The sequence below is a fragment of the Nocardioides zeae genome, from assembly GCF_010686755.1.
GTDB classification, from domain to species: domain Bacteria; phylum Actinomycetota; class Actinomycetes; order Propionibacteriales; family Nocardioidaceae; genus Nocardioides; species Nocardioides zeae.
The window spans coordinates 33,228-52,813 of the sequence record NZ_JAAGXA010000004.1 but is presented as its reverse complement, the minus strand read 5'-3'; the positions used below and the strand labels follow the sequence as shown (position 1 = coordinate 52,813).

The 19,586-nt window shown below is 74.1% G+C and carries 22 protein-coding genes; 11 read left to right on the top strand and 11 right to left on the bottom strand.

Annotated features, from left to right (window positions below; all coding sequences use genetic code 11):
• Window positions 1-57: 57 nt before the first annotated feature.
• The 6 genes from G3T38_RS06920 to G3T38_RS06895 all read right to left on the bottom strand — a co-directional run bounded on the left by G3T38_RS06920 (window position 58) and on the right by G3T38_RS06895 (window position 6,247).
• Window positions 58-978, bottom strand: coding sequence for an aldo/keto reductase (locus G3T38_RS06920; RefSeq protein ID WP_163771384.1), 921 nt, complete (start codon window positions 976-978; stop codon window positions 58-60).
• 86 nt (window positions 979-1,064) lie between these two features.
• Window positions 1,065-2,249, bottom strand: coding sequence for a hypothetical protein (locus tag G3T38_RS06915; protein WP_163771383.1), 1,185 nt, complete (start codon window positions 2,247-2,249; stop codon window positions 1,065-1,067).
• Complete coding sequence (locus G3T38_RS06910; RefSeq protein ID WP_163771382.1) at window positions 2,246-3,778, bottom strand: WXG100 family type VII secretion target; 1,533 nt, start codon at window positions 3,776-3,778, stop codon at window positions 2,246-2,248. Before G3T38_RS06910 ends, G3T38_RS06915 begins: the two co-directional genes overlap by 4 nt.
• Entirely contained in the window at window positions 3,775-4,062 is a 288-nt protein-coding gene (locus tag G3T38_RS06905; protein ID WP_163771381.1) for a hypothetical protein, read from the bottom strand. Before G3T38_RS06905 ends, G3T38_RS06910 begins: the two co-directional genes overlap by 4 nt.
• A 74-nt stretch (window positions 4,063-4,136) precedes the next feature.
• Complete coding sequence (locus G3T38_RS06900; RefSeq protein ID WP_338037504.1) at window positions 4,137-4,766, bottom strand: hypothetical protein; 630 nt, start codon at window positions 4,764-4,766, stop codon at window positions 4,137-4,139.
• A gap of 158 nt (window positions 4,767-4,924) precedes the next feature.
• A complete protein-coding gene (locus tag G3T38_RS06895) occupies window positions 4,925-6,247 on the bottom strand; it encodes a glutaminase (protein ID WP_163771379.1) in 1,323 nt (440 codons plus the stop codon).
• Between the two features lie 96 nt (window positions 6,248-6,343).
• Here G3T38_RS06895 and G3T38_RS22530 point away from each other — a divergent pair, with 96 nt between their 5' ends.
• Genes G3T38_RS22530 through G3T38_RS06875 form a run of 4 tightly spaced genes read left to right on the top strand, consistent with a single transcriptional unit; the run spans window position 6,344 to window position 9,900 of the window.
• Window positions 6,344-8,428 carry an ATP-binding protein gene (locus G3T38_RS22530; RefSeq protein ID WP_163771378.1) on the top strand — a complete coding sequence of 695 codons (2,085 nt, stop codon included), beginning with the start codon at window positions 6,344-6,346 and terminating at the stop codon, window positions 8,426-8,428.
• 1 nt (window position 8,429) lies between these two features.
• A complete protein-coding gene (locus G3T38_RS06885; RefSeq protein WP_206675811.1) occupies window positions 8,430-8,957 on the top strand; it encodes a pyruvoyl-dependent arginine decarboxylase in 528 nt (175 codons plus the stop codon).
• Window positions 8,954-9,526 carry a hypothetical protein gene (locus tag G3T38_RS06880; protein WP_163771377.1) on the top strand — a complete coding sequence of 191 codons (573 nt, stop codon included), beginning with the start codon at window positions 8,954-8,956 and terminating at the stop codon, window positions 9,524-9,526. The genes G3T38_RS06885 and G3T38_RS06880 overlap by 4 nt, the downstream gene beginning before the upstream one ends.
• Complete coding sequence (locus G3T38_RS06875; protein ID WP_163771376.1) at window positions 9,523-9,900, top strand: response regulator; 378 nt, start codon at window positions 9,523-9,525, stop codon at window positions 9,898-9,900. The genes G3T38_RS06880 and G3T38_RS06875 overlap by 4 nt, the downstream gene beginning before the upstream one ends.
• 23 nt (window positions 9,901-9,923) lie before the next feature.
• On the opposite strand, the gene G3T38_RS06870 is transcribed toward G3T38_RS06875, so the two are convergent.
• Together G3T38_RS06870 and G3T38_RS06865 are read right to left on the bottom strand one after the other, a co-directional pair.
• A complete protein-coding gene (locus tag G3T38_RS06870; protein ID WP_163771375.1) occupies window positions 9,924-10,526 on the bottom strand; it encodes a maleylpyruvate isomerase N-terminal domain-containing protein in 603 nt (200 codons plus the stop codon).
• Window positions 10,523-11,524, bottom strand: coding sequence for a sigma-70 family RNA polymerase sigma factor (locus G3T38_RS06865; protein WP_338037503.1), 1,002 nt, complete (start codon window positions 11,522-11,524; stop codon window positions 10,523-10,525). The genes G3T38_RS06870 and G3T38_RS06865 overlap by 4 nt, the downstream gene beginning before the upstream one ends.
• 154 nt (window positions 11,525-11,678) lie before the next feature.
• Between G3T38_RS06865 and G3T38_RS06860 the strand changes: the two genes are divergently transcribed.
• The gene (locus tag G3T38_RS06860; protein WP_163771373.1) at window positions 11,679-12,095 is read left to right on the top strand and encodes a VOC family protein; all 417 of its coding nucleotides are present in this window, start codon (window positions 11,679-11,681) and stop codon (window positions 12,093-12,095) included.
• Window positions 12,096-12,125: 30 nt separating this feature from the next.
• The gene (locus tag G3T38_RS20870; protein WP_174267726.1) at window positions 12,126-12,299 is read left to right on the top strand and encodes a hypothetical protein; all 174 of its coding nucleotides are present in this window, start codon (window positions 12,126-12,128) and stop codon (window positions 12,297-12,299) included.
• Here the strand turns inward: G3T38_RS20870 and G3T38_RS06855 are convergent.
• Window positions 12,296-13,009 carry a pirin family protein gene (locus G3T38_RS06855; protein WP_163771372.1) on the bottom strand — a complete coding sequence of 238 codons (714 nt, stop codon included), beginning with the start codon at window positions 13,007-13,009 and terminating at the stop codon, window positions 12,296-12,298. The two genes, G3T38_RS20870 and G3T38_RS06855, sit on opposite strands and share 4 nt — an antisense overlap.
• 51 nt (window positions 13,010-13,060) lie before the next feature.
• Between G3T38_RS06855 and G3T38_RS06850 the strand changes: the two genes are divergently transcribed.
• On the top strand, window positions 13,061-13,414 hold the full coding sequence (locus G3T38_RS06850; protein WP_163771371.1) for an ArsR/SmtB family transcription factor: 354 nt from the start codon (window positions 13,061-13,063) through the stop codon (window positions 13,412-13,414).
• Window positions 13,411-14,511 carry a cation diffusion facilitator family transporter gene (locus tag G3T38_RS06845; RefSeq protein WP_163771370.1) on the top strand — a complete coding sequence of 367 codons (1,101 nt, stop codon included), beginning with the start codon at window positions 13,411-13,413 and terminating at the stop codon, window positions 14,509-14,511. The genes G3T38_RS06850 and G3T38_RS06845 overlap by 4 nt, the downstream gene beginning before the upstream one ends.
• A 62-nt stretch (window positions 14,512-14,573) precedes the next feature.
• Here G3T38_RS06845 and G3T38_RS06840 read toward each other — a convergent pair whose 3' ends face one another.
• Window positions 14,574-14,915, bottom strand: coding sequence for a winged helix-turn-helix transcriptional regulator (locus tag G3T38_RS06840; RefSeq protein ID WP_163771369.1), 342 nt, complete (start codon window positions 14,913-14,915; stop codon window positions 14,574-14,576).
• A 133-nt stretch (window positions 14,916-15,048) separates the two neighbouring features.
• Here G3T38_RS06840 and G3T38_RS06835 point away from each other — a divergent pair, with 133 nt between their 5' ends.
• The 3 genes from G3T38_RS06835 (at window position 15,049) to G3T38_RS06825 (ending at window position 17,746) form a co-directional block, all read left to right on the top strand.
• Window positions 15,049-15,897 carry an SDR family oxidoreductase gene (locus tag G3T38_RS06835; protein WP_163771368.1) on the top strand — a complete coding sequence of 283 codons (849 nt, stop codon included), beginning with the start codon at window positions 15,049-15,051 and terminating at the stop codon, window positions 15,895-15,897.
• Window positions 15,898-15,977: 80 nt separating this feature from the next.
• On the top strand, window positions 15,978-16,943 hold the full coding sequence (locus G3T38_RS06830) for an ATP-binding cassette domain-containing protein (RefSeq protein ID WP_163771367.1): 966 nt from the start codon (window positions 15,978-15,980) through the stop codon (window positions 16,941-16,943).
• On the top strand, window positions 16,940-17,746 hold the full coding sequence (locus tag G3T38_RS06825) for an ABC transporter permease (RefSeq protein WP_163771366.1): 807 nt from the start codon (window positions 16,940-16,942) through the stop codon (window positions 17,744-17,746). The genes G3T38_RS06830 and G3T38_RS06825 overlap by 4 nt, the downstream gene beginning before the upstream one ends.
• 86 nt (window positions 17,747-17,832) lie before the next feature.
• Here G3T38_RS06825 and G3T38_RS06820 read toward each other — a convergent pair whose 3' ends face one another.
• On the bottom strand, window positions 17,833-19,512 hold the full coding sequence (locus G3T38_RS06820; protein WP_163771365.1) for a cation:proton antiporter: 1,680 nt from the start codon (window positions 19,510-19,512) through the stop codon (window positions 17,833-17,835).
• Window positions 19,513-19,586 lie beyond the last annotated feature (74 nt).

The window sequence follows — 19,586 nt, the reverse complement described above, 5'->3', positions numbered from 1 at the left end:
GCTCCGGCGGGTCGTGGCCCCAGCGCCACGGAAAACGGCGCGCTGGGGCCACGAGCCTCAGACGGTGAGGGCGGCGACCTCGTCCGCGCTCAGCTCGAGCGTCATCGCCTCGACCAGGGCGGGCAGCTGCTCGACGCTGCGGGCGCTCGCGATCGGCGCGGAGACGACCGGCTGGGCCCGCAGCCAGGCCAGCGCGACGGCGGTCGGCGTGACGCCGTGGGCCGCGGCGATCTCCCGCTGGGCGGCGAGGACCCGGTCGGCGCCGGGCTTCTCGGCGTACCCGGCCGCGGTGCCGGCGCGCGGGGAGTCGACGGTGGCTCCGGGGGTGTACTTGCCGGTGAGGAAGCCGCTGGCCAGGGCGGAGTACGGCGACTCGCTGATCCCCAGGTCCGCGAGCGTCGGCACGAGCTCGGCCTCGATCTCGCGGGCGAGGAGGTTCCAGCGGTCCTGGCTCACGGTGAATGCGGTGACGCCCTGGTCGGCGGCGACGGCCACCGCGGACCGGAGCCGGGCGGGCGCGAAGTTCGAGGCGCCGAGGTGGAGCGCCTTGCCCTCGGCGACGAGGGCGCCGAAGGCCGCGACGTACTCCTCCTGCGGGACCGACTCGTCGTCCACGTGCGCGTAGTAGAGGTCCACACGGTCCGTGCGGAGCCGCTCGAGCGACTCCTCGAGCGCGCGGCGGACGTTGGCGGGGGCGAGCCCCTCGCGGCCGTCGCCCTGGCCGACCTTCGTGGCGATGACGACCTGGTCGCGCACGCCGCGGTCGGCCACCCAGTCGCCGATGATCCGCTCGGAGTCGCCGATGGAGCGGCCGTCGACCCACTGGGGGTACATGTCGGCCGTGTCGATCGAGCGCCCGCCGGCCTCCAGCCAGGCGTCGAGCACCGCGAACGAGGCGTCGCGGTCGGCGGTCCAGCCGAAGACGTTGCCGCCGAGGGTCAGCGGGCCGAGGTCGAGGGCGTCGTGCGAGGAGGACACAGGTTGCTCCTGGGGTCGTCGGGATCGTCCGTACCCAGTGCCCAACACGCAGCGGCCCAGCGTGTTCCCGACGACGCGGATCCGCCTCAGGACGTCGCCGGCCAGAGCCGCATCGGCAGCACGGCGGGGGTGCCCTCGCGCACCGGGCCGGTGCCCCCGCACGCTGCCGGGTCGACGGCGGGCAGGTCGGCCAGGCCCGCGACGTACGCCTCCCCGGCCTCCCACCCGTCCACCGGCAGCACGACGTCGGCGCGCACGTCGGGGGTCGCGCCGAGCGCGGTGAGGGTGAGGGTGGCCGTGCCGGCCGCCGAGGTACGGCGCAGCGACGCCGCCGCCGGAGCCGCGGGGTCGCTCGGGTCGCACGTCACGTAGGTCGGCTCCCAGCCGTCGCCGGCGGTCGCGACCTCGGCCAGCACGGAGCGGAGCCGCTCGGCGGCGGTGGCACCGGTGACCTCGGGGAGCACCGCGGTGACCTGGGGGGCGTCGCGCTCCCAGTCGCGGTCGCTCGACCGCGGCAGCTCCAGCGGCGCGTCGAGCCCGGCCACCCAGCCGTCGGCGGCGACGTCCGCGACGAGGGCGCGGGTCGCGTCGGAGGCCTCGGTGCGTGGCCACTCCGGGCGCTCGACATCGGGGTCGCCCTCCGCCTCGTCGCCGTCGAGGATGCCGCTGTCCTCGCCGGGCGGGTCCACGAAGGGGCCGGCGGGCGGGACGCCGGTGGCGGGCGCCGAGGACTCCGTCGCGCCCGTCGTGTCCCCGCCGAGGCACGTGTCCGCCGGCGCGACCGCCCGCGGGGGAGCGGGCCACGAGCCGTCGCGGTGGTGGGGCACGAGCACCTCGACGGTCACCGTCGTGCCGGCGCCGTCCTCCCGTGCCTGCACCAGCGCCGAGCGCACGGTGTCGAGCTCGGACGGCTCGCCGTCCACGAGACCGGCGACGAGGTAGGCGGTCCCGGCGGTGCAGTCCACCGCGTGGAGGGTCCACCCGGCGGCCAGGCCCCCGGCGACCTCCGCGGCGAGCGCGGTGGTGAGGTCCGGCGTACCCCACGACGTCAGTCGCGTGCCCACGAGGCGCTCGGCGGCGTCGGGGCCGGACGTGGGGGCCGCCGTGCCGACGATCGTCGGCGCCACCCACGGGTCCTGCCACACGGCGACGGCGCGGTCGAGGTCGGTGGCGTCGGGGTACGTCGCGCCCGAGCCCCACGAGCAGCCCGCCAGCGCGCCCGTGAGGAGCAGGAGCCCGCCGGCCGCGGCGGCGCCGGTGCGAGGCCTCATCCGGTCGGGACCACGCCGAACCAGGCCTGGTCCCAGCCCGCCACGTCGAGCTCGCCGTCGGCGAACCGCTGGCGGGTGACCGTGTAGGTGTCGCCCGAGGCGGGGTCGTAGAGCTCGAGGGCGTCGCCGTCGGTGCCGGTGACGAGCACGATGTGCCGGGCGATGTGGTCGTCGCCGACGTAGAACGGCACGGCGTGGCCGTCCTCGCTGGCGTGCTGGATCGCGTCGTAGGTGGAGTCGGGGCGGTCCGGGTCGACGATGTCCACGCCGTACTCCGCCCCCGGCACCCCCGAGCCGTCACCGGCGTTCATCTCGTTGGCGAGGTTCCACGGCCAGGTCCCGATCTGCTGCGGGTAGGGCAGCTGGGGGTTGCCGTCGCGGTCGAGGAGGCCGTTGGTGCGGTCGTGCATCGCCAGCGCCTCGTCGGCGAAGCGGTCGGCCGGGCTGCGTCCGTCGGTCTCCCCCGTGGCGGGGTCGTAGCCGGTCTGCATCCACAGGGCGTACGCCGGGTCGTTGAGCATCCGCGACATCACCAGCGTCGAGGAGCCGCACGTCGTGCTGTCGGGCTGCTGGTACGGCGACGTGTACTGGCCCGTCGTCGGGTCGTAGGTGCGCGTGGCGTTCGCGAGCGGGTCGAGCGCCTCGATCTCCTCGCGCGACATCGTCGCCAGCTGCTCGACGTAGTTCGCCAGGGTCGTGCCGCTCATCCCGCTCGCGACGGCCTGGAGGATGTGGGCGCGCTCGAGGTCGCTGTCGGCGGCGGCGAGCGCGGCGTCCACCGCTGCCCGCTCCTGCGGGGTGAGCGCGGCGTACGCGTCGTCGTACGCCTCCAGCGTGTAGCCCCCCAGCGGGCCGCGGTCGTCGTCCCAGGCGTTGACCACGTCGACCGGGCTGACCCCCGACGGCAGGTGCGCGGGGAGCTCGATGCCGTCGACCGCCGTGCGGATCACCTGGTCGGCGGTCGTGAGCGCTGCCGCGGCGTCCTCGTAGGCGCCGACGAGGTCCTCCACCGCCGCGACCACGTCGCCGACGATGCCGCGCAGCAGGTCGACCAGGCCCCAGGGCGTCAGGTTGCCCCAGCTGATCGACAGGTGCGGGGTCAGTCGCGCCCGGGCGTCCGCGTGCTTCGCCCGCGCCTCGCCCATCGCCTCGCCGAGGGTGACGAGGGCGGGGTCGATCGCGGCCGTCGCCTCCGCGATCGTCGCGATCCGCTGGCGCGCCTCGCGCACGGACGAGCGGAAGGCGCTCGCGGACTCGCCCTCCCACGCGGTGGCGGGTACGGCGCCGGGCACGGCCTCGAGGTCGTCGACGGCGCCGTCGGTGCGCTGGTCGACCTGGCGCCACGCGGCGCGGGCGTCCTCGACGGCGTCGGGCGACGGGTCGGGCGGGTTGACTGCCACGTTCACGGCGCTCGCGACGAGGTCGACGATCTCGCCGGCGAGGTCCCACGGCGGCCAGAAGTCGATGTCCTGCAGACGGGCGAGGATGCTGCGGAGTTCCGCGACGACGTCGCCGAAGAAGTCGCTCATCCCTCGGCCCCCAGCTCGTTGAACGTGCCGGCCGACGCGCCGTCCGTGGCCTGGAAGTCGGCGATGCAGCTCTCGACGTTGCGGTCGAACTCCGCCAGCACCGCCGATGCCGTCGCCAGCGCGCCGTCGACCTGGGCCGCCGCGAACTCCAGCGTGGGCGCGAACGGCCCGGTGCTCGCGCCCGCCGCCGCACCGGTGTGGGCGCGCGCCTGGTCGATCTCGTCCTTCGCGGCCGTGCCGTGCTGCCAGCCGGCGCGCACCGCGGCCGGATCCATCGTGGTCATGCCCTACCCCCGAGAGTGAGACGTGGCCACCGTGGTGCCCGGGGAGCGGGGCAGGTCAAACCTGGGTCGTCGGATCAGACCAGGACGGCGATCTCCGTGCCCAGGGTCGCGCCCTGCTGCAGGTCGAGGTGGTCGCCCGACCAGAACTTGCCGGGGTCGTAGTAGTTCGTCGGGCGCTCGCCGTCGAGGAGCCCCATGGCCTGGTACGTCGCGGCCACCACCTCGGCGCAGTAGGTCTCCTCCACCCGGGCCGCCCGCCGCAGTCGGCCGCGTGCCCAGCGGCCGGCCAGCGCCGCCGTGGCGGGGAACGGGGTGCCGTCGAGCCGCGCGATGGTGCGCAGCACCGCCGCCTCCATCTCGGGCGTCACGCCGCTCTCGCCCGCCCCCGGCACGTCGAGCTGGCGGAGCCAGGCGTGCTGCTCGTAGCGGCCGCACCACTGCTCGACCGCCTCCCGCAGGTCGTGGAGCTGGACCCCGCGGTGGTGGCTGCCCGTCCACACGTCGAGGAGGCCCTTGCCGAGCTCGGCGTGCCACATGAGGGGCGGCATGTCCTCGAGCACGACGGCCATGCCGACGTGGTTGACCGGGGCGTTGGTGACCGCCCGGATCGCGCGGTCCGCGCCCGAACGGCCCCGGAAGAGCCACAGGTCGCCCGTGCGCGTGAGGTCGACCGCGCCCCGGAGGGTGAGGCTGTAGGCGTCCACGGGTCGCATCCTTGCAGGCGGAGTCGTCCGGCCCCGGTGTAACGCGGTGTCCGGGCTACTGGAGCAGTGGTCGACCACCGCACCAGTAGCACGAACACCGCGTTACACGAGGAGGGGCGGCACGGGAGGGGCCGGTTTGCCCAACGGGGCCGGACTGCCTACCGGCGCCGCCGCACCCGCGCCTGGATCCCGTCCCCCACGTCGACGAGGGGATCGTCGGCGGCCGACTCGGCGCCGTCGGGGCGGCCGTCGCCGTCGGCGTCGCCCTCGCCCGGGCCGGAGTCCCCGTCGGGGAAGGCGGCGAGCATGCCGTCGGGGTCGACGAACTCGACGTGGTGGCCGTCGAGGCTCAACCGACGGGCGCCCTCGAGCAGCATCCGCCGCCCGACGTCGCGCACCTCGTGGACCCGCGTCAGGTCGAGCACGACGGCCGACTCGCTCGGGGCCTCGTCGGCGAGCTCGCGGAGCAAGCGCTCCATGCCGACGAAGTCGACCGACCCCTGCAGCTCGAACACCTCGCCGTGGCCCTCGCCCGTGGGGAGGGGAGCCCGCTCGCGCACCAGGGAGCGGGCGGGGGGCGGCACCTCCATGAGGTGCATCCCCATGTCGGCCGAGAGCCGCTCGAAGACCTGCACGCCGCGGACCGAGTTGCCGTGCTTGTCGAGCCGCGGGGAGAGCACGGCGAGCCCGGCCCGCCCCGGCAGCGAGCCGATGAGCCCGCCGGAGACCCCCGACTTCGCGGGGATGCCGACGGTGGTGAACCAGTCGCCGGCGGCGTCGTACATCCCGCAGGTCGCCATCACGCTCAGCACCTGGCGGGCCACCCACCGGGGCACGACCTCCTCGCCCGTCACCGGCTGGGTGCCGCCGTTGGCCAGCGTCGCGGCCATCGCGGCCAGGTCGGTGACGTCGACGAGCAGCGAGCACTGCTCCGTGTAGCCCGCGACGACCTGCTGCGGGTCGTCCTCGACGATGCCGTGGTTGCGCAGCATGTAGGCGATGGCGCGGTTGCGGTCGGCGGTGGCGAGCTCGGAGGAGCTCACCGCCTCGTCCACCTCGAGCTCGCGGCCGGCGAAGGCGGCGAACCCGCGCCGTACCCGGTCCATGCCCACCAGTGCGTGCACGGTGATCGCACCCGCGTTGATCATCGGGTTGAGCGGGCGGCCGGAGTCCTCCTCGAGGGACATCTCGTTGAAGGCCTCCCCCGAGGGCTCGACGCCGACCTTCTCCAGCACGGCGTCGAGGCCGAGGTCGGCGAGGGCCAGCGCGTAGGCGAAGGGCTTCGAGATGGACTGGATGGAGAACCGCACGGCACCGTCGCCCACGGTGTAGCCCGTGCCGTCGACGGTGCACAGACCCAGCGCGAGCCGATCGGGATCGGCGGAGGCGAGCTCCGGGATGTAGGCGGCCAGCTCGCCGCTGGAGTCGGTGCCGCAGACCTCCAGCACCTCGGTCAGGTAGTCCGGCAACGGGGTGCGCACACCCCCACTCCATCACGCGGGTGCGTCCCCCGTGTCACCATGTGCCCACGGGGCGGGACTGAGGGGCGGCCGGCTGTGGGCATTTCTCGTGGGCACGTGGCGGGTCTCGTCGCGCTGGGTGCCTTCGCCCTGACCGCCGTGGTCATGCTGAGCACCGGTGATCCCCACCCGAGCATCGCCACCGTCTTCCTGCTGGCCGCCGGCGTCGCCGCCGCGATCGGCTGTGCCCTCCGGGCGTCCAGGAGCACCGGTCCCCGGCGTCGAGCCTGGACGATGCTGGCCGTCGCCGCCACGACCGCTGCCGCCGGCAACGGCGTCGTGGCGTTGCTGGTCGGCGGCTCCCTCGGCGGGCCCGCGGTCGACGCCACCGTCGGCATCGCCCTCCTCATCGCCATCGCCGGCATCCTCCGCTTCCCCCAGGAGACGCTCTCCCGCGTCGAGGCGACGACGCGGATCCTCGACGGGGTGGTCGGCGGCTGCGCCGCCCTCATCATCGCCAGCGCGCTCGTCTACTCCCAGCTCCTCGCCTCCACCGAGGGCGGCGGGCTGGAGCGCGCCGTCGTGCTCGTGATCCCGGTGCTCGACGTCATCGTCGTGACCGCGGCGGCGAGCCAGCTGCTCCGCGCCGGCGAGGCGGACCGTCCGGCGCTCGCGCTGCTGATGGTCGGCTTCTTCGGCTACGCCACCGGCGACCTGCACTACGCGGTGCTCGACGCGGAGGGCGCCTACACCTTCGGGACCTGGACCGACCTGGGGTGGATCCTCGGCTACCTGATGATCGCGGTCGCCACCGCGGTCCCCGGCCGGGCCGGGCGCGGCGGGCGGCGCCAGCGGCCCGGCGGCATCGCCAGCACCGGAGCGGTCTTCGCCATCATCCTCTTCGCCGGCGTCATCCAGATCGTCGCCGGCGTCCCCCGCGACGTCCGCACCGGCACGGGCCTGCTCTGGCTCCTGCTCGTGGTGGCCGCGGCGGCGCGACAGATGCTCCTCATCAGCGAGAACCACTCGCTCCGCCGCGGGCTCGAGCGCACGGTCGACGCCCAGACCGCCGACCTCCGCCACCTCCTGCGCGAGCGCAGCGCCCTCATCGACAGCGTCGGCGACGGCATCTACGCGGTGGACCGGGAGGGTCGGATCACGCTGATGAACCGCTCGGCGCGCGACATGCTCCGGCTGGGGGGCGAGCTCGACCGCACCACCCACGCGCACACGCTGTTCCACACCGACCTCGAGGGCACCGCCGACCCCCTCGCGGCCTGCTACATCACCGAGGCCATCCAGCTCGGGAGGACGACGGCGTCGGAGGACGACGTCTACGTGCGGGGCGACGCCGCGCGTCTCGAGGTCGAGATCACCGCCAGTCCGATCCTCGAGGACGACGGGTCCGTGAGCGGCGCCGTCGTGGCCTTCCGCGACGCGACGCAGCGTCGTGAGGTGGAGCGGATGAAGCGCCAGTTCCTCTCGGTGGTGGGCCACGAGCTGCGCACCCCGCTCACCGCGATCCAGGGCAGCCTGCAGATGCTGGACGACGGGGTCGCCGGACCGCTCCCCGTGCCCGGACCGCGCCTGCTCCGCATGGCCAGCGAGAACTCCGAGCGTCTCGGCCGGCTCGTCAACGACATCCTCGACGTCGAGCGCCTGAGCTCCGGCCAGATGCCGATGCAGATCGTCCCGCACCGGGTCGACGCCCTGATCGCCGACGGGCTCGGCGCTGTCGACGCACTCGCCGACGCCCGCTGCATCAGGATCTCCTCGGCGTCGGACGACTCGGTCGTGGTCGCCGACGCGGGCCGCTTCGGCCAGGTGGTCACCAACCTCGTGGGCAACGCGTTGAAGTTCTCGGAGCCCGGCACCGAGGTCAGGATCACGGCCGACGGGACCGGCGACGAGGTCGTGGTGGGCGTCCACGACCAGGGTCGGGGCATCCCCGACGACCAGATCGAGGCGATCTTCGAGCGCTTCCGCCAGGTCGACTCCTCCGACATACGCCGCGAGGGCGGCATGGGGCTCGGGCTCGCCATCACCCGCGAGATCGTCCACCAGATGAACGGCCGGATCTGGGTCACCAGCGAGGTCGGGGTCGGCACCAGCTTCTGGTTTACCCTCCCTCGGGCCGCCGGCACCGGTGCCGACGGCAGCGACGCAGCGCCGGCTGCGTCGAGCACGAGCACCGAGGAGTGAAGTGAGTCCCCACGACGACGCCCCCCCAGCCCCGAGCCGAGAGGGAGCGCCCCTGGTCATCTCGGTCCGGTCGGCGACCGGCACCGGCCAGACCCCGCTGTCGGCCTTCGACGACGCGCTGCACGCCGCGGGCGTGGGCGACCTCAACCTGATCCCGCTCTCGTCGGTCGTGCCGCCGAGCGCGGAGATCCGCCGCGGTGACCACAGCCCGTTCGCGGCCACGCACGGCGACCGGCTCTACTGCGTGCTGTCCGTGGCCCACGCCGAGCTGCGCGGCGCGTCCGCGTGGGCCGGCATCGGGTGGACCCACGCGGGTGCGGAGGGCGGCTACTTCGTCGAGCACCACGGCGGGAGCAAGGAGTCCGTCGAGGAGCTCATCCGCCTGACGCTCACCGATATGGCGAAGCGTCGCGGGATCCCCCTGGAGGAGATCCACCAGGAGATCGTGGGCGTGCACTGCGACGACCTCCCCGTCTGCGCGGTCGTGGTCGCGGCGTACGAGGCGCGGGGCTGGGGCGCGGCGTGGTGAGCGGGGCGGGACGGGTCGCCGTGCGGGTCGAGCGCCGCTCGGCGCTGGGTGCCTCGCCGGAGGAGGTGGCGCGGCTCTACGGCCTCTACGAGGCGGCGTTCGGGCCGCTGCGCGTGCGGGCCGCGGCCCGCCACGTGCTCACCCACGAGGAGTTCGCCGAGGAGATGGCGGACGAGCGGGTCGACAAGTACGTCGCGCTCGACCCCGACGGCGCCATCGTGGGCATCTCCACCTTCACCAACCAGCTCGACGCGATCGTCTGGATCAGCCCCGAGTTCTACGCCGCCCGGTTCCCCGAGGAGTCCGCGCGCGACGCGGTCTACTACCTGGGCTTCACGCTGGTCGACCCGCGCTTCCACCGGCACCGCGCCTTCGAGTCCATGGTCGAGACGATCGTGGAGCGGCTGCGGGCCGAGAGGGCCGTCTGCGTCTGGGACATGTGCTCGTTCAACCGCGACGAGCTCCAGCTGGAGGCGGGTATCGTGGCGATACTCGACCGGTCCGGAGGCGCGACGATGAGCACGCTCGACACGCAGACGTACGTCGCGGCGGACTTCCAGGGTCGATGACCTCCCCCCTCGCGCTCGTCGTGGACGACGACGACGACATCCGCCTGCTCGTGGAGCTGGCGCTGACGTCGTTCGCCGGGTGGCGGGTCGTCACCGCGACCGACGGGCGCGAGGCCGTCGCGGCGGCCCGGGAGCACCGGCCGTCCGTCGTGCTGATGGACGTGATGATGCCGGAGATGGACGGCCTGGCCGCCGCGGCGACGCTCCTCGCCGACCCGACGACCGCCGACATCCCCATCGTGCTGGTGACGGCGAAGCTGAACGTGCCCGGCGAGCCGGCCCCCTGGGAGCACCTCGCCGTGGCGGGCGTCATCGCCAAGCCGTTCGACCCGATCGGGCTCGCCGACCAGGTGCGTGCGCTCGTCGGCTGGTAGCCGAGGACTGTCGGCGGCGAGGCCTAGGGCCGCCGGCCGAGGAACCCGACGAGCCGGGCGCCGTACGACGCGGTCGGCGCCTGCGGCAGCGGGGCGCCGAACCGGTGGGGGCGGTCGTGCGGCGCGACGACGGCGCCGGCGATCGGGAGCAGCGCCCGCGCGAGGTCCTCGGGCGGCAGGGGGCGCCGAGCGTCGACGGCAGCGTCGACGGCAGCGTCGACGGTGGCCGCGACGTCCCAGCCGTGCACGGTGATCTCGAGGGCCGCCGTGGCGACGAGCGTGCCCGCCGCCAGGTGCGCCGACCCCGTGCGCACGGCGGGGAGGGTCGGTCGTGACCACGAGCCCAGCAGGGCGCAGGCCTTCGCCTGCAGCACGGGCACGAGCGGCACCGGGTGCTCCGGCGACCGTGCCGGCGGCAGGGGCACGACGAAACCCGCGGCGGCCTCGCTGAACGCGTCGAGGCCGTCCTCCATGTGGGCGAGCAGCTGCTGGAGCGTCCACCCGGCGCACGGCGTCGGGAGCGCGAGGTGGTGCGGCTCGACGGTCGCGAGCCGGCCGCCGGTCCACGCCAGCGCACGCTCCAGCAGGGCGACCTCGACCGGGACGGCCAGGTCGCCGACGGTCACGGCGTGCCCGCGGTGCCTGCGGTGCCCGACGTGCTCGGGTCGTGGTCGGCCGGCAGCCGTGGCGGGAGCCCGAAGGTCGCGAACAGCCGGGTGTCGAAGAAGGCGCTGACGTGGCGCACGCGGTCCCCGTCGAGGTCGAGCACCTGCAGGTGGAAGGGCTCGAAGTGGCCGGCGGGGGTGCGCATGTACAGACCGAAGGCCGGCGCGCCGTTGGCGTCGGTGCGCACCATCGGCATGTCGTAACCGCCGCCCGGGCACTTCGTGCCGATGAGCTCGGCGATGACGTCCGCGCCGACGTACCAGCCGGTGAAGGGAGGCATCTCCCAGCTCGCCTCGGTGGTGAGGAGGTCGACGATCTCGGTGAGGTCCTTGCGCCAGAACGCGTCGACGTAGCGGTCGAGGAGCCGCTGCTGGGCGGGGTTGAGGTCCTCGGCCACCGTCTCGTCGGTGAGGCCCTGCTGGTGCATCTGGGCGTGCGCGCGCTGGAGGGCCGAGTTCACCGCGGCCACGGAGGTCTCGAGCGCGGCGGCGGTCTCCTTCGCGCTCCAGCGGAGCACGTCGCGGAGGATGAGCACGGCCCGCTGGCGGGCCGGGAGGTGCTGCAGCGCAGCGACGAACGCGAGACGGATCGAGTCCCGCTCGGCGACGACGACCGCCGCGTCCGGCACGGGCTCCAGCCACGGCACCTCGGGGTCGGCGTCGAGCTCGCCGACCGTGGCGTCGGGGGTGCCCAGCGCGCTGGGCAGCGGCCGCTTGGGCTTGTTCTCCAGGTTGGTGAGGCAGACGTTCGTCGCGATCCGGTAGAGCCAGGTGCGCACCGAGCTGCGGCCCTCGAAGCTGCGCGACGCCTTCCAGGCGCGGAGGAAGGTCTCCTGCACCAGGTCCTCCGCCTCGTGGGTCGACCCGCTCATCCGGTAGCAGTGCGCGAGCAGCTCACGGCGGTAGCGCGCGGTCAGGGCGTCGAAGTCGTCGAGCTCCGTGGTCAGGTCGGTGGTCACCGGGCACTCCTGGGGGTGGGGCAGGGAGGGGCGACCATCATGACCCCGCCGGGGCCCGGAACTCATCGGTCCGGGGTCGATGAGTTCGCGCCGGCCGCCCGGTCGGAGCACACGACCGGCCCACGAGGGGCCGCACCACGAGGGGACCCCCACCATGACCACCACGCCGCAGGCCACCGAGCGGATGCTCTTCGTCAACCTCCCGGTGTCCGACCCGGCCGCCACCCGTGCGTTCTGGAGCGACCTGGGCTTCACGATCAACGAGGCGTTCAGCGACGACCGGGCCGTGTCGGTGCAGCTCAACTCGCTGACGTCCGTGATGTTCCTCGAGCACACCTACTTCCACTCGTTCCACGGCACCACCGCGCCCGTTAGCGGCACCGGGGCGCTCTACTGCCTCTCCGCCGGCAGCGCCGACGACGTCCGCGCCCTCGTCGAGCAGGCGCTCGCGCTCGGGGGCTCGCCGGCGGGCGAGCCGCAGGAGAACGGCCCGATGGTCGGCTGGTCGTTCCGCGACCTCGACGGCCAGATCTGGGAGGTCATGTGGATGGACCCCGCGGCGCTGGGCTGACCTGCCCCTCCCGCCGGGCACACTGGGTCCGTGAAGCTCTGGAAGGTGCTCGGTCTCGCCGGTCTCGCCGGCGTCACCGCGACCGGCGTCGTCATTGCCCGCGACCAACGCGCCCGCGCGCAGCTCACGCCCGACGAGGTGCGGGCCCGGCTGCACGAGCGGCTGGAGTCCGCCGAGTCCTCCGGGGCGGACCAGTCCGGCTAGCGAGCGGCTCCGAAGGACCACACGGCGAGCTCCGTCCGGTCGTCCTGGGGTACGACGACGAGCTCGCCCGCGTCCCGCAGTCGCCAGGCATCTCCCTCCCCGAGACCTGGCGCTGCGGGCGTGTCGAGGGCCCCACGCGCGACGTACAGGTGCAGGAGGGGGGCGTCGGGCAGCCGGAGGGGTACGCCGCGGCGCGGCCGCGCGATCCACAGGGTGGCTCCCCGGGTGCCGACCGGCGGCGCGTCGGGCCCGCCCGCGACGGGCACGAGCCCGGCGGCGAGGTCGGCGGGGTCGACGGTGGCGCGGGAGGTGCGCGGTCGGGCGCCGCGCTCGTCGGGACGCACCCACACCTGGAGGAAGCGGGTCGGTCCGGCGGCGGGGTCGACGAGCTCGCTGTGCCGGATGCCGCTGCCTGCGCTGGTGACCTGGACGGTGCCGGGGCCGAGCGTCGCGCTGCTGCGGGCCGGGTCGCCCGTGTCGGTGTGCGTGAGGGCGCCGTCGAGGACCCAGGTGACGATCTCGACGTCGGTGTGCGGGTGGTCGGGGTAGCCACCACCGGGTGCCACGCGGTCGTCGTTGTGGACGACCAGCGGGCCGAACCCGAGGTTGGCCGGGTCGTAGTGCGCCCCGAACGAGAAGGCGTGGGCCGTCGTGCGGTCGTCGGTGACGGTGCGGAAGGCGTCGGCGCCGCGTCGTACCTCGGCAGGCATGGGGCCACCGTAGGGGTTGGTGCGGGAGCATCCACGGCTTAGCATATGCGCATGCGTGCAGATAGGGCGGTGGCGGCGGAGCCCGCCGACGACGAGGTCGACCTGGCCGTCGAGATCTTCCGGCTGCTGGCCGACGCCACCCGGGTGCGGCTGCTGTCGACGTTGCGCGACGGCGAGCTCAGCGTCAACGACCTGGCCGAGCGCGTCGCCAAGCCACAGGCGGCGGTCTCGCAGCACCTCGCGAAGCTGCGGATGGGGCGGATGGTGACGACGCGGCGGCAGGGCAACCAGGTGTTCTACCGCCTGGCGAACGACCACGTCCGCACCCTCGTCGTCGATGCGCTGCACCACGCCGAGCACGCCGCCGGCGGCGTCCCCGCGCACCACGCTGGGGGCGCGCGGTGAGCGCGGGCCACGGCCACGGGCACGGCCACGGCCACGGGCACGGGCGGGCCCGTCCCGGGTGGCGGGCCCGGGTCGCCCACGTGCTCCGACCGCACAGCCACGACCCCGCGGACTCCCTCGACGCGGCGCTCGAGGCCAGTGCCGTCGGGATCCGCACGCTCAAGATCAGCCTCGTCGTGCTGCTGGTGACGGCGCTGGCGCAGGCGGTGGTGGTCGCGTTCACGGGATCGGTGGCGCTGCTGGCCGACACGGTCCACAACTTCTCCGACGCGTTGACCGCGGTGCCGCTGTGGATTGCCTTCGTGCTCGGGCGGCGGGCACCGACGCGGCGGTTCACCTACGGGTTCGGCCGTGCGGAGGACCTCGCGGGGCTCTTCGTGGTCGCGATGATCGCGCTCTCGGCGGTGGTCGCCGGCTGGCAGAGCATCGACCGGTTGCTGCACCCCCGCGCCGTCGAGGCGCCGCTGGCCGTGGCGGCGGCGGGCCTCATCGGGTTCGTGGGGAACGAGGCGGTGGCGGTCTACCGGATCCGCACCGGCCGACGCATCGGCTCCGCCGCGCTCGTCGCCGACGGCCACCACGCGCGCACCGACGGGTTCACGTCGCTCGCCGTGCTCGTCGGTGCCGTCGGCGTCGTGCTCGGCGTGCCCGCCGCGGACCCCGTCGTCGGGCTCGTCATCACGGCGATGATCCTCGTCGTGCTCGTGGGCGCGGCCCGCGACGTGCTGGGCCGGCTCCTCGACGCCGTCGACCCGGAGCTGACCGACGCGGCGCTGCGGTCGCTGACCGCGGTGGAGGGGGTGCGGGGCGTGGAGGACCTCCGCCTGCGCTGGACCGGCCACCGGCTCCGGGCCGAGGTGGCGGTGCTCGCCGACCCCGGCCTCGACCTCGCGGCCGCGCACGACCTGGCCCACGAGGCGCAGCACGCGCTGCTCCACGGCGTGCCGAAGCTCGTCGCGGCGACGGTGCACGTGGGCCCGGTGGCGGGGGAGCGCGATCCGCACGCCGGCGTCGCGCACCACCCGACCCCCGCGGGGCTGCCGGGGCTTCCGGGGCGCGGCACATTTCCCGGTCGACCGGGGAACACGTCACTTTGACCATCAAATCTGATGGTCAAAGTGACACTTTCCCCGGTCGACCGGGGAAAGTGTCGGCCCCCTCAGGCCCCCCGCACGCGGCCCTGGGCCCAGAGGGCGAGGGGGGCGAGCAGGGCGGCGGCGTCGCGGCCGGCGTCGGTGAGCGAGTACTCCACGTGGGGCGGCACGACGGGCCGGGCCTCGCGCAGCACGAGCCCGTCGACCTCGAGCGTCTGCAGCGTCTGGATCAGCATCTTCTCGCTGACCCCGGGGATGGCGCGCTTGAGCTCGCTCCAGCGCAGCGTGCGACCGTCGAGCTGCAGCAGCACCAGCAGCCCCCACTTGCTCGTCACGTGCTCGACGAGCTGGCGCATCTCGGGGCAGCCGGTGTCGAGGGTGGAGAGCCGGACGCCGGTGGTGGTCATGCCCTCCATCTTACTCGCAGGTGGGTACCCCACTTCAAAGTCAGTACCACCCCGTGGGAAGGGTTTCTCCCACGGACCCGTTGAGCCCGTCGAACAGCGCCGCACGAGGCGGCGCACGACGAGGAGGAACGACATGGCGATCGTGGTGACGGCGGCGAGCGGACAGCTCGGACGCCTGGTGGTGGAGAAGCTCCTGGAGCGCGGCGTGCCGGCGGGCGACGTGCTGGCGACCGCCCGCGACACGGCGAAGCTGACGGACCTGGCGGACCGCGGCGTACGCACCGCCCGGCTCGACTACGACGACGTCGACGCGTCGGTGCTCTCCGCGGGAGACGTGCTGCTGCTCGTCTCCTCGAGCGCGGTCGGCCAGCGGGCGCGGCAGCACGGCAACGTCGTGGAGGCGGCGAAGGCCGCCGGCGTGGCGCGGGTCGTCTACACCTCGGTGACCAACGTGGACAGCGCGACGCTCGTCGTCGCCCCCGAGCACAAGACGACCGAGGAGCTCCTCGTCGCCAGCGGCCTGCCGTGGACCTTCCTCCGCAACGGCTGGTACACCGAGAACTACCTCTCCGCCTTCGGCCAGGCCGCCCAGAGCGGCCAGGTCGCCGCGGCGGCGGGCGACGGTCGGGTCTCCAGCGTCGAGCGGGCCGAGCTCGCCGAGGCGGCCGCGGTGGTGCTCTCCACCGAGGGCCACGACGGCGCGGCCTACGAGCTGGTCGGCCAGGAGGCGTGGACCCACGCCGAGCTCGCCGCCGTCTTCGCGGACGTGCTGGGTCGCGAGGTCGCGTACGCCGCGCTCCCCGCCGACACCTACCGCGAGATCCTCGTGGGTGCCGGGCTCGACGAGGGCACGATCGGGTTCGTGCTGGCCGCGGACCAGAACATCGCGGACGGCGAGCTGGGCCGCACCAGCGACGACCTCGCCACGCTGCTGGGCCGTGCTCCCCGCACCATCGCGCAGACGGTGCCGACCTGGGCCTGATCCACCGATGAATCAGGACTGTCACCGGGGTCTGTGATCCTGACGTCCACGTGTGGTGGGCGCCCAGGGGAAGGACCGCGATGGCAGAGATGATCCGAGCAGAGGGCCTGGAGAAGAGGTACGGCGAGGTCCGAGCCCTCGCGGGGCTCGACCTCGCCGTGCCCGAGGGCACGGTGCTGGGCCTCCTCGGCCCCAACGGGGCGGGGAAGACGACGGCGGTGCGCATCATCGCGACGCTGCTGAAGCCCGACGGCGGCCGTGCCGAGGTCGCGGGCGTCGACGTGGTCGGCGACCCCGACGGGGTGCGGCGCCGGATCGGTCTCTCGGGGCAGTACGCCGCGGTCGACGAGCACCTGACCGGGTTCGAGAACCTCGAGATGGTGGGCCGGCTCTACGGGCTGGGCCGCGCCAAGGCCCGCGAGCGCGCGCGGGAGCTGCTGGAGCGGTTCTCGCTGGCCGACGCCGGGGACCGGCCCTCGAAGACCTACTCCGGCGGCATGCGCCGTCGCCTCGACCTGGCCGGGGCGCTCGTCGCGTCCCCGCCGGTGCTCATCCTCGACGAGCCGACGACGGGCCTCGACCCGCGCAGCCGCCTCGAGATGTGGGACGTCATCCGCGAGCTGGTCGGAGCGGGTTCGACGCTGCTGCTGACGACGCAGTACCTCGAGGAGGCCGACCGGCTGGCCGACGACATCGTCGTCATCGACCACGGCCGGGCGATCGCCCGGGGCACCGCCGACGACCTCAAGGCCCAGGTGGGCGGCGAGCGCATCGAGGCGGTGCTGCGGGAGCGCGGCGACGCCGAGCGTGCCCGCGCCATCCTGGCCGAGGTCGCGATGGGCGGCGCCGAGGTGCAGACCGACGACACGGGCCGCACCCTCACGGCGGCCGTCGACGACGGGGTGCCCGCCCTGCGGCGCGTGCTCGACGCCTTCGAGGGCTCCTCGATCGCGCTGCTCGACGTCGGTCTCCGCCGACCCACCCTCGACGACGTGTTCCTGTCGCTCACCGGCGCGGTGACCGACGAGAAGGAGGCCGGCCGATGAGCTCCCTCGCCCGCACCGCCAGCGACGGCTGGGTGGTCACCAAGCGCAACCTGATCAAGATCAAGCGGGTGCCCGAGGTGCTCGTCTTCGTGCTGGTCAGCCCGATCATGTTCATCCTGCTGTTCGCGTTCGTCTTCGAGGGCGCGATCGGCGCGGAGGGCGGGGTGGGCTACCGCGAGTTCCTCATCGGCGGCATCTTCGCCCAGACGGTCGTCTTCGGCGCGACGTTCACCGGCGCGGGCCTGGCCGAGGACATGCAGAAGGGCATCATCGACCGCTTCCGCTCGCTCCCGATGTCGCCGTCGGCCGTGCTCATCGGACGCACCACGTCGGACGTCGTCTACAACGTGCTGTCGCTGATCATCATGGCGCTCACCGGACTGCTCATCGGGTGGCGCATCCGGGAGGGTGCGGTCGACGCGTTCCTCGGGTTCGCGCTGCTGCTGCTGTTCGCCTACGCGATCAGCTGGGTGATGGCCTACATCGGCCTGCTGGTGCCGAGCGTCGAGGTCATCAACAACGCGTCGTTCATCGTCATCATGCCGTTGACGTTCGTGTCGAACGCGTTCGTGCCGCTCGAGAGCTTCAGCGGGGTGCTCCGCACCCTCGTCGAGTGGAACCCCGTCTCGACGCTCACCCAGGCCTGCCGCGAGCTGTTCGGCAACTACGACCCCTCGGTCCCCGTCGGTGACGCCTGGTCGATGCAGCACCCGGCGCTCTACACGCTGATCTGGGTCGGCCTCATCCTCGTGGTGTTCGTGCCGCTGAGCGTGCGGCAGTACCGGTTGTCGGCGGCGCGCTGAGGCTCAGCCCTCGGCGTTCGCACCGCGTGCCCCGGGACGTCATGCGATCCGGTGGTCGGGGGCGCCGCCACGCAGACGTCCCGGGATCAGACGTCCTCGACCGGGCGGCGGCGGAGCTCGATGCTGATCTGGTCGGCGTCGAGCACCGCCATCACGTCGCGCACCGCCGACGAGGCGAAGGCACCCTCGCGGGCGAGGTCGAGCAGCACACCCCGCTGGGCGTCGATGACGTTGGCGCGGTCGACGGGGCCATCGCCGGCCGTCTCCGCGTCCCGCCGGATCCGCTCGGCGGTCGCCTGGAGCACCTCGACCAGCTGGGCGCGGTCGCGGTCCAGGGCGGCCTCGTCGACGGCGGCGGGTCGCACGCGCCGTACGACCCACCCGATCGTCGCGCCCTGTCCCACGAGCGAGCCCGCCGCGACGAGGAACCCGAGGAACACGAGCAGCGAGCGGTCCGGGGTCTCGGGCGGCAGGGTCTGCGCGGCGGCCAGCGTGACCGCGCCGCGCAGGCCCGCCCAGACGACGACGGCGCCCTCGCGGGGGCCGAGCGGCTCGGCGATCAGGTAGTCGATGTCGGCGAGCCGGCGCCGTACGCGCACCCCGAAGCGCTCGACGCGCTCCGGCTCGAGGCGGAGCCGCTCGACCCGGGACGCCCCGCGCAGCCCCCGGGCGTGCTTCGTCGCCCGAGCCGTGAGGGCCGCGGCGAACCGGTCGGGGTCCTCGGCCAGCTCCCGCATCCGGTCGACGCGATCCCGCACGGCCGCGCCCCGCCTCGCCCGTCGCGACAGCGCCAGCAGGAGCGGCGCCACGAAGGCGGCGCGCACCAGCAGCACGATCACGAGGGCGGCGGCCGCGACCGCCACGGTGCGGCCGAGGTGGTGGTCGTCCTCGTCGAGGTCGACGAGCAGCCCGAACAGCTCCAGCCCCATCACCAGGAAGATCGCCCCCTCGAGCAGCAGCTCGACGGTGCGCCACACCTCGGCGTCGGAGAGCCGGTGCTGCGGGCTGAGCACCCGCGGCGCCCCCCGTCCCGTGACGAGCCCGGCGACCACCGCGGCGACCAGGCCGGACGCTCCGAGGTGCTCGGCGGGCAGGGCGGCGAGGAACGGTACGGCGAGGGAGAGCGCCGTGTTGACCGACGCCTGGACGGTGCGGGACCGCAGCCACAGGTTGGCCCGTCCCACCACGATGCCGATGGCGACCGCCACCACGACGGCGACGGCGAAGTCGCGCACGAGGCCGCCGATGCTCCACCCGGTGGCGGCTGCGGCGACCGACGCGCGGAGCAGCACGAGCGCCGTGGCGTCGTTGAGCAGCCCCTCGCCCTCGAGGATCGCGACCACCCGCGGACTGATCCCGAACCGCTTGACGATGGACGTCGCGACCGCGTCGGTCGGGCTCATGATGGCGCCGAGGGCGACCCCCCACGCGAAGCTGAGCCCCGGCACGACCAGCGTGAAGAACCAGCCGAGCACGAGGGCGCTGGCCAGCACGAGCACGACGGACAGCCCGCTGATCGCGCGCAGCTCGCGCCGGAACTCGATGGCCGGCATGTTGACCGCCGCCGAGTAGAGCAGCGGCGGCAGCACCCCCGCGAGGATCCACTCCGGCTCGACCGCCACGGCGGGCACGAAGGGCATCAGCCCGACGACACCGCCGGCGGCCAGCAGCAGGAGGGGTGCCGCGACACCGAGCCGGTTGCTGACCATGGTGACGAGCGCGATCGCCACGACCGCGAGCACGACGAGCGTGAGGGCCTGGTCCATGGGCCTGATTGTGCGCCCCCCGTCTCGTGTAACGCGGTGTCCGGGTTACTGGTGCGGTGGTCGACCACCTCCAT

Bases quoted from the DNA above. Each gene is read 5' to 3' on its own strand.
- G3T38_RS06915 (WP_163771383.1), bottom strand. From the start codon at position 2,249: ATGAGGCCTCGCACCGGCGCCGCCGCGGCCGGCGGGCTCCTGCTCCTC.
- G3T38_RS06910 (WP_163771382.1), bottom strand. From the start codon at position 3,778: ATGAGCGACTTCTTCGGCGACGTCGTCGCGGAACTCCGCAGCATCCTC.
- G3T38_RS06905 (WP_163771381.1), bottom strand. From the start codon at position 4,062: ATGACCACGATGGATCCGGCCGCGGTGCGCGCCGGCTGGCAGCACGGC.
- G3T38_RS06875 (WP_163771376.1), top strand. From the start codon at position 9,523: ATGACCTCCCCCCTCGCGCTCGTCGTGGACGACGACGACGACATCCGC.
- G3T38_RS06860 (WP_163771373.1), top strand. From the start codon at position 11,679: ATGACCACCACGCCGCAGGCCACCGAGCGGATGCTCTTCGTCAACCTC.
- G3T38_RS06855 (WP_163771372.1), bottom strand. From the start codon at position 13,009: ATGCCTGCCGAGGTACGACGCGGCGCCGACGCCTTCCGCACCGTCACC.
- G3T38_RS06850 (WP_163771371.1), top strand. From the start codon at position 13,061: ATGCGTGCAGATAGGGCGGTGGCGGCGGAGCCCGCCGACGACGAGGTC.
- G3T38_RS06840 (WP_163771369.1), bottom strand. From the start codon at position 14,915: ATGACCACCACCGGCGTCCGGCTCTCCACCCTCGACACCGGCTGCCCC.
- G3T38_RS06835 (WP_163771368.1), top strand. From the start codon at position 15,049: ATGGCGATCGTGGTGACGGCGGCGAGCGGACAGCTCGGACGCCTGGTG.
- G3T38_RS06830 (WP_163771367.1), top strand. From the start codon at position 15,978: ATGGCAGAGATGATCCGAGCAGAGGGCCTGGAGAAGAGGTACGGCGAG.
- G3T38_RS06825 (WP_163771366.1), top strand. From the start codon at position 16,940: ATGAGCTCCCTCGCCCGCACCGCCAGCGACGGCTGGGTGGTCACCAAG.
- G3T38_RS06820 (WP_163771365.1), bottom strand. From the start codon at position 19,512: ATGGACCAGGCCCTCACGCTCGTCGTGCTCGCGGTCGTGGCGATCGCG.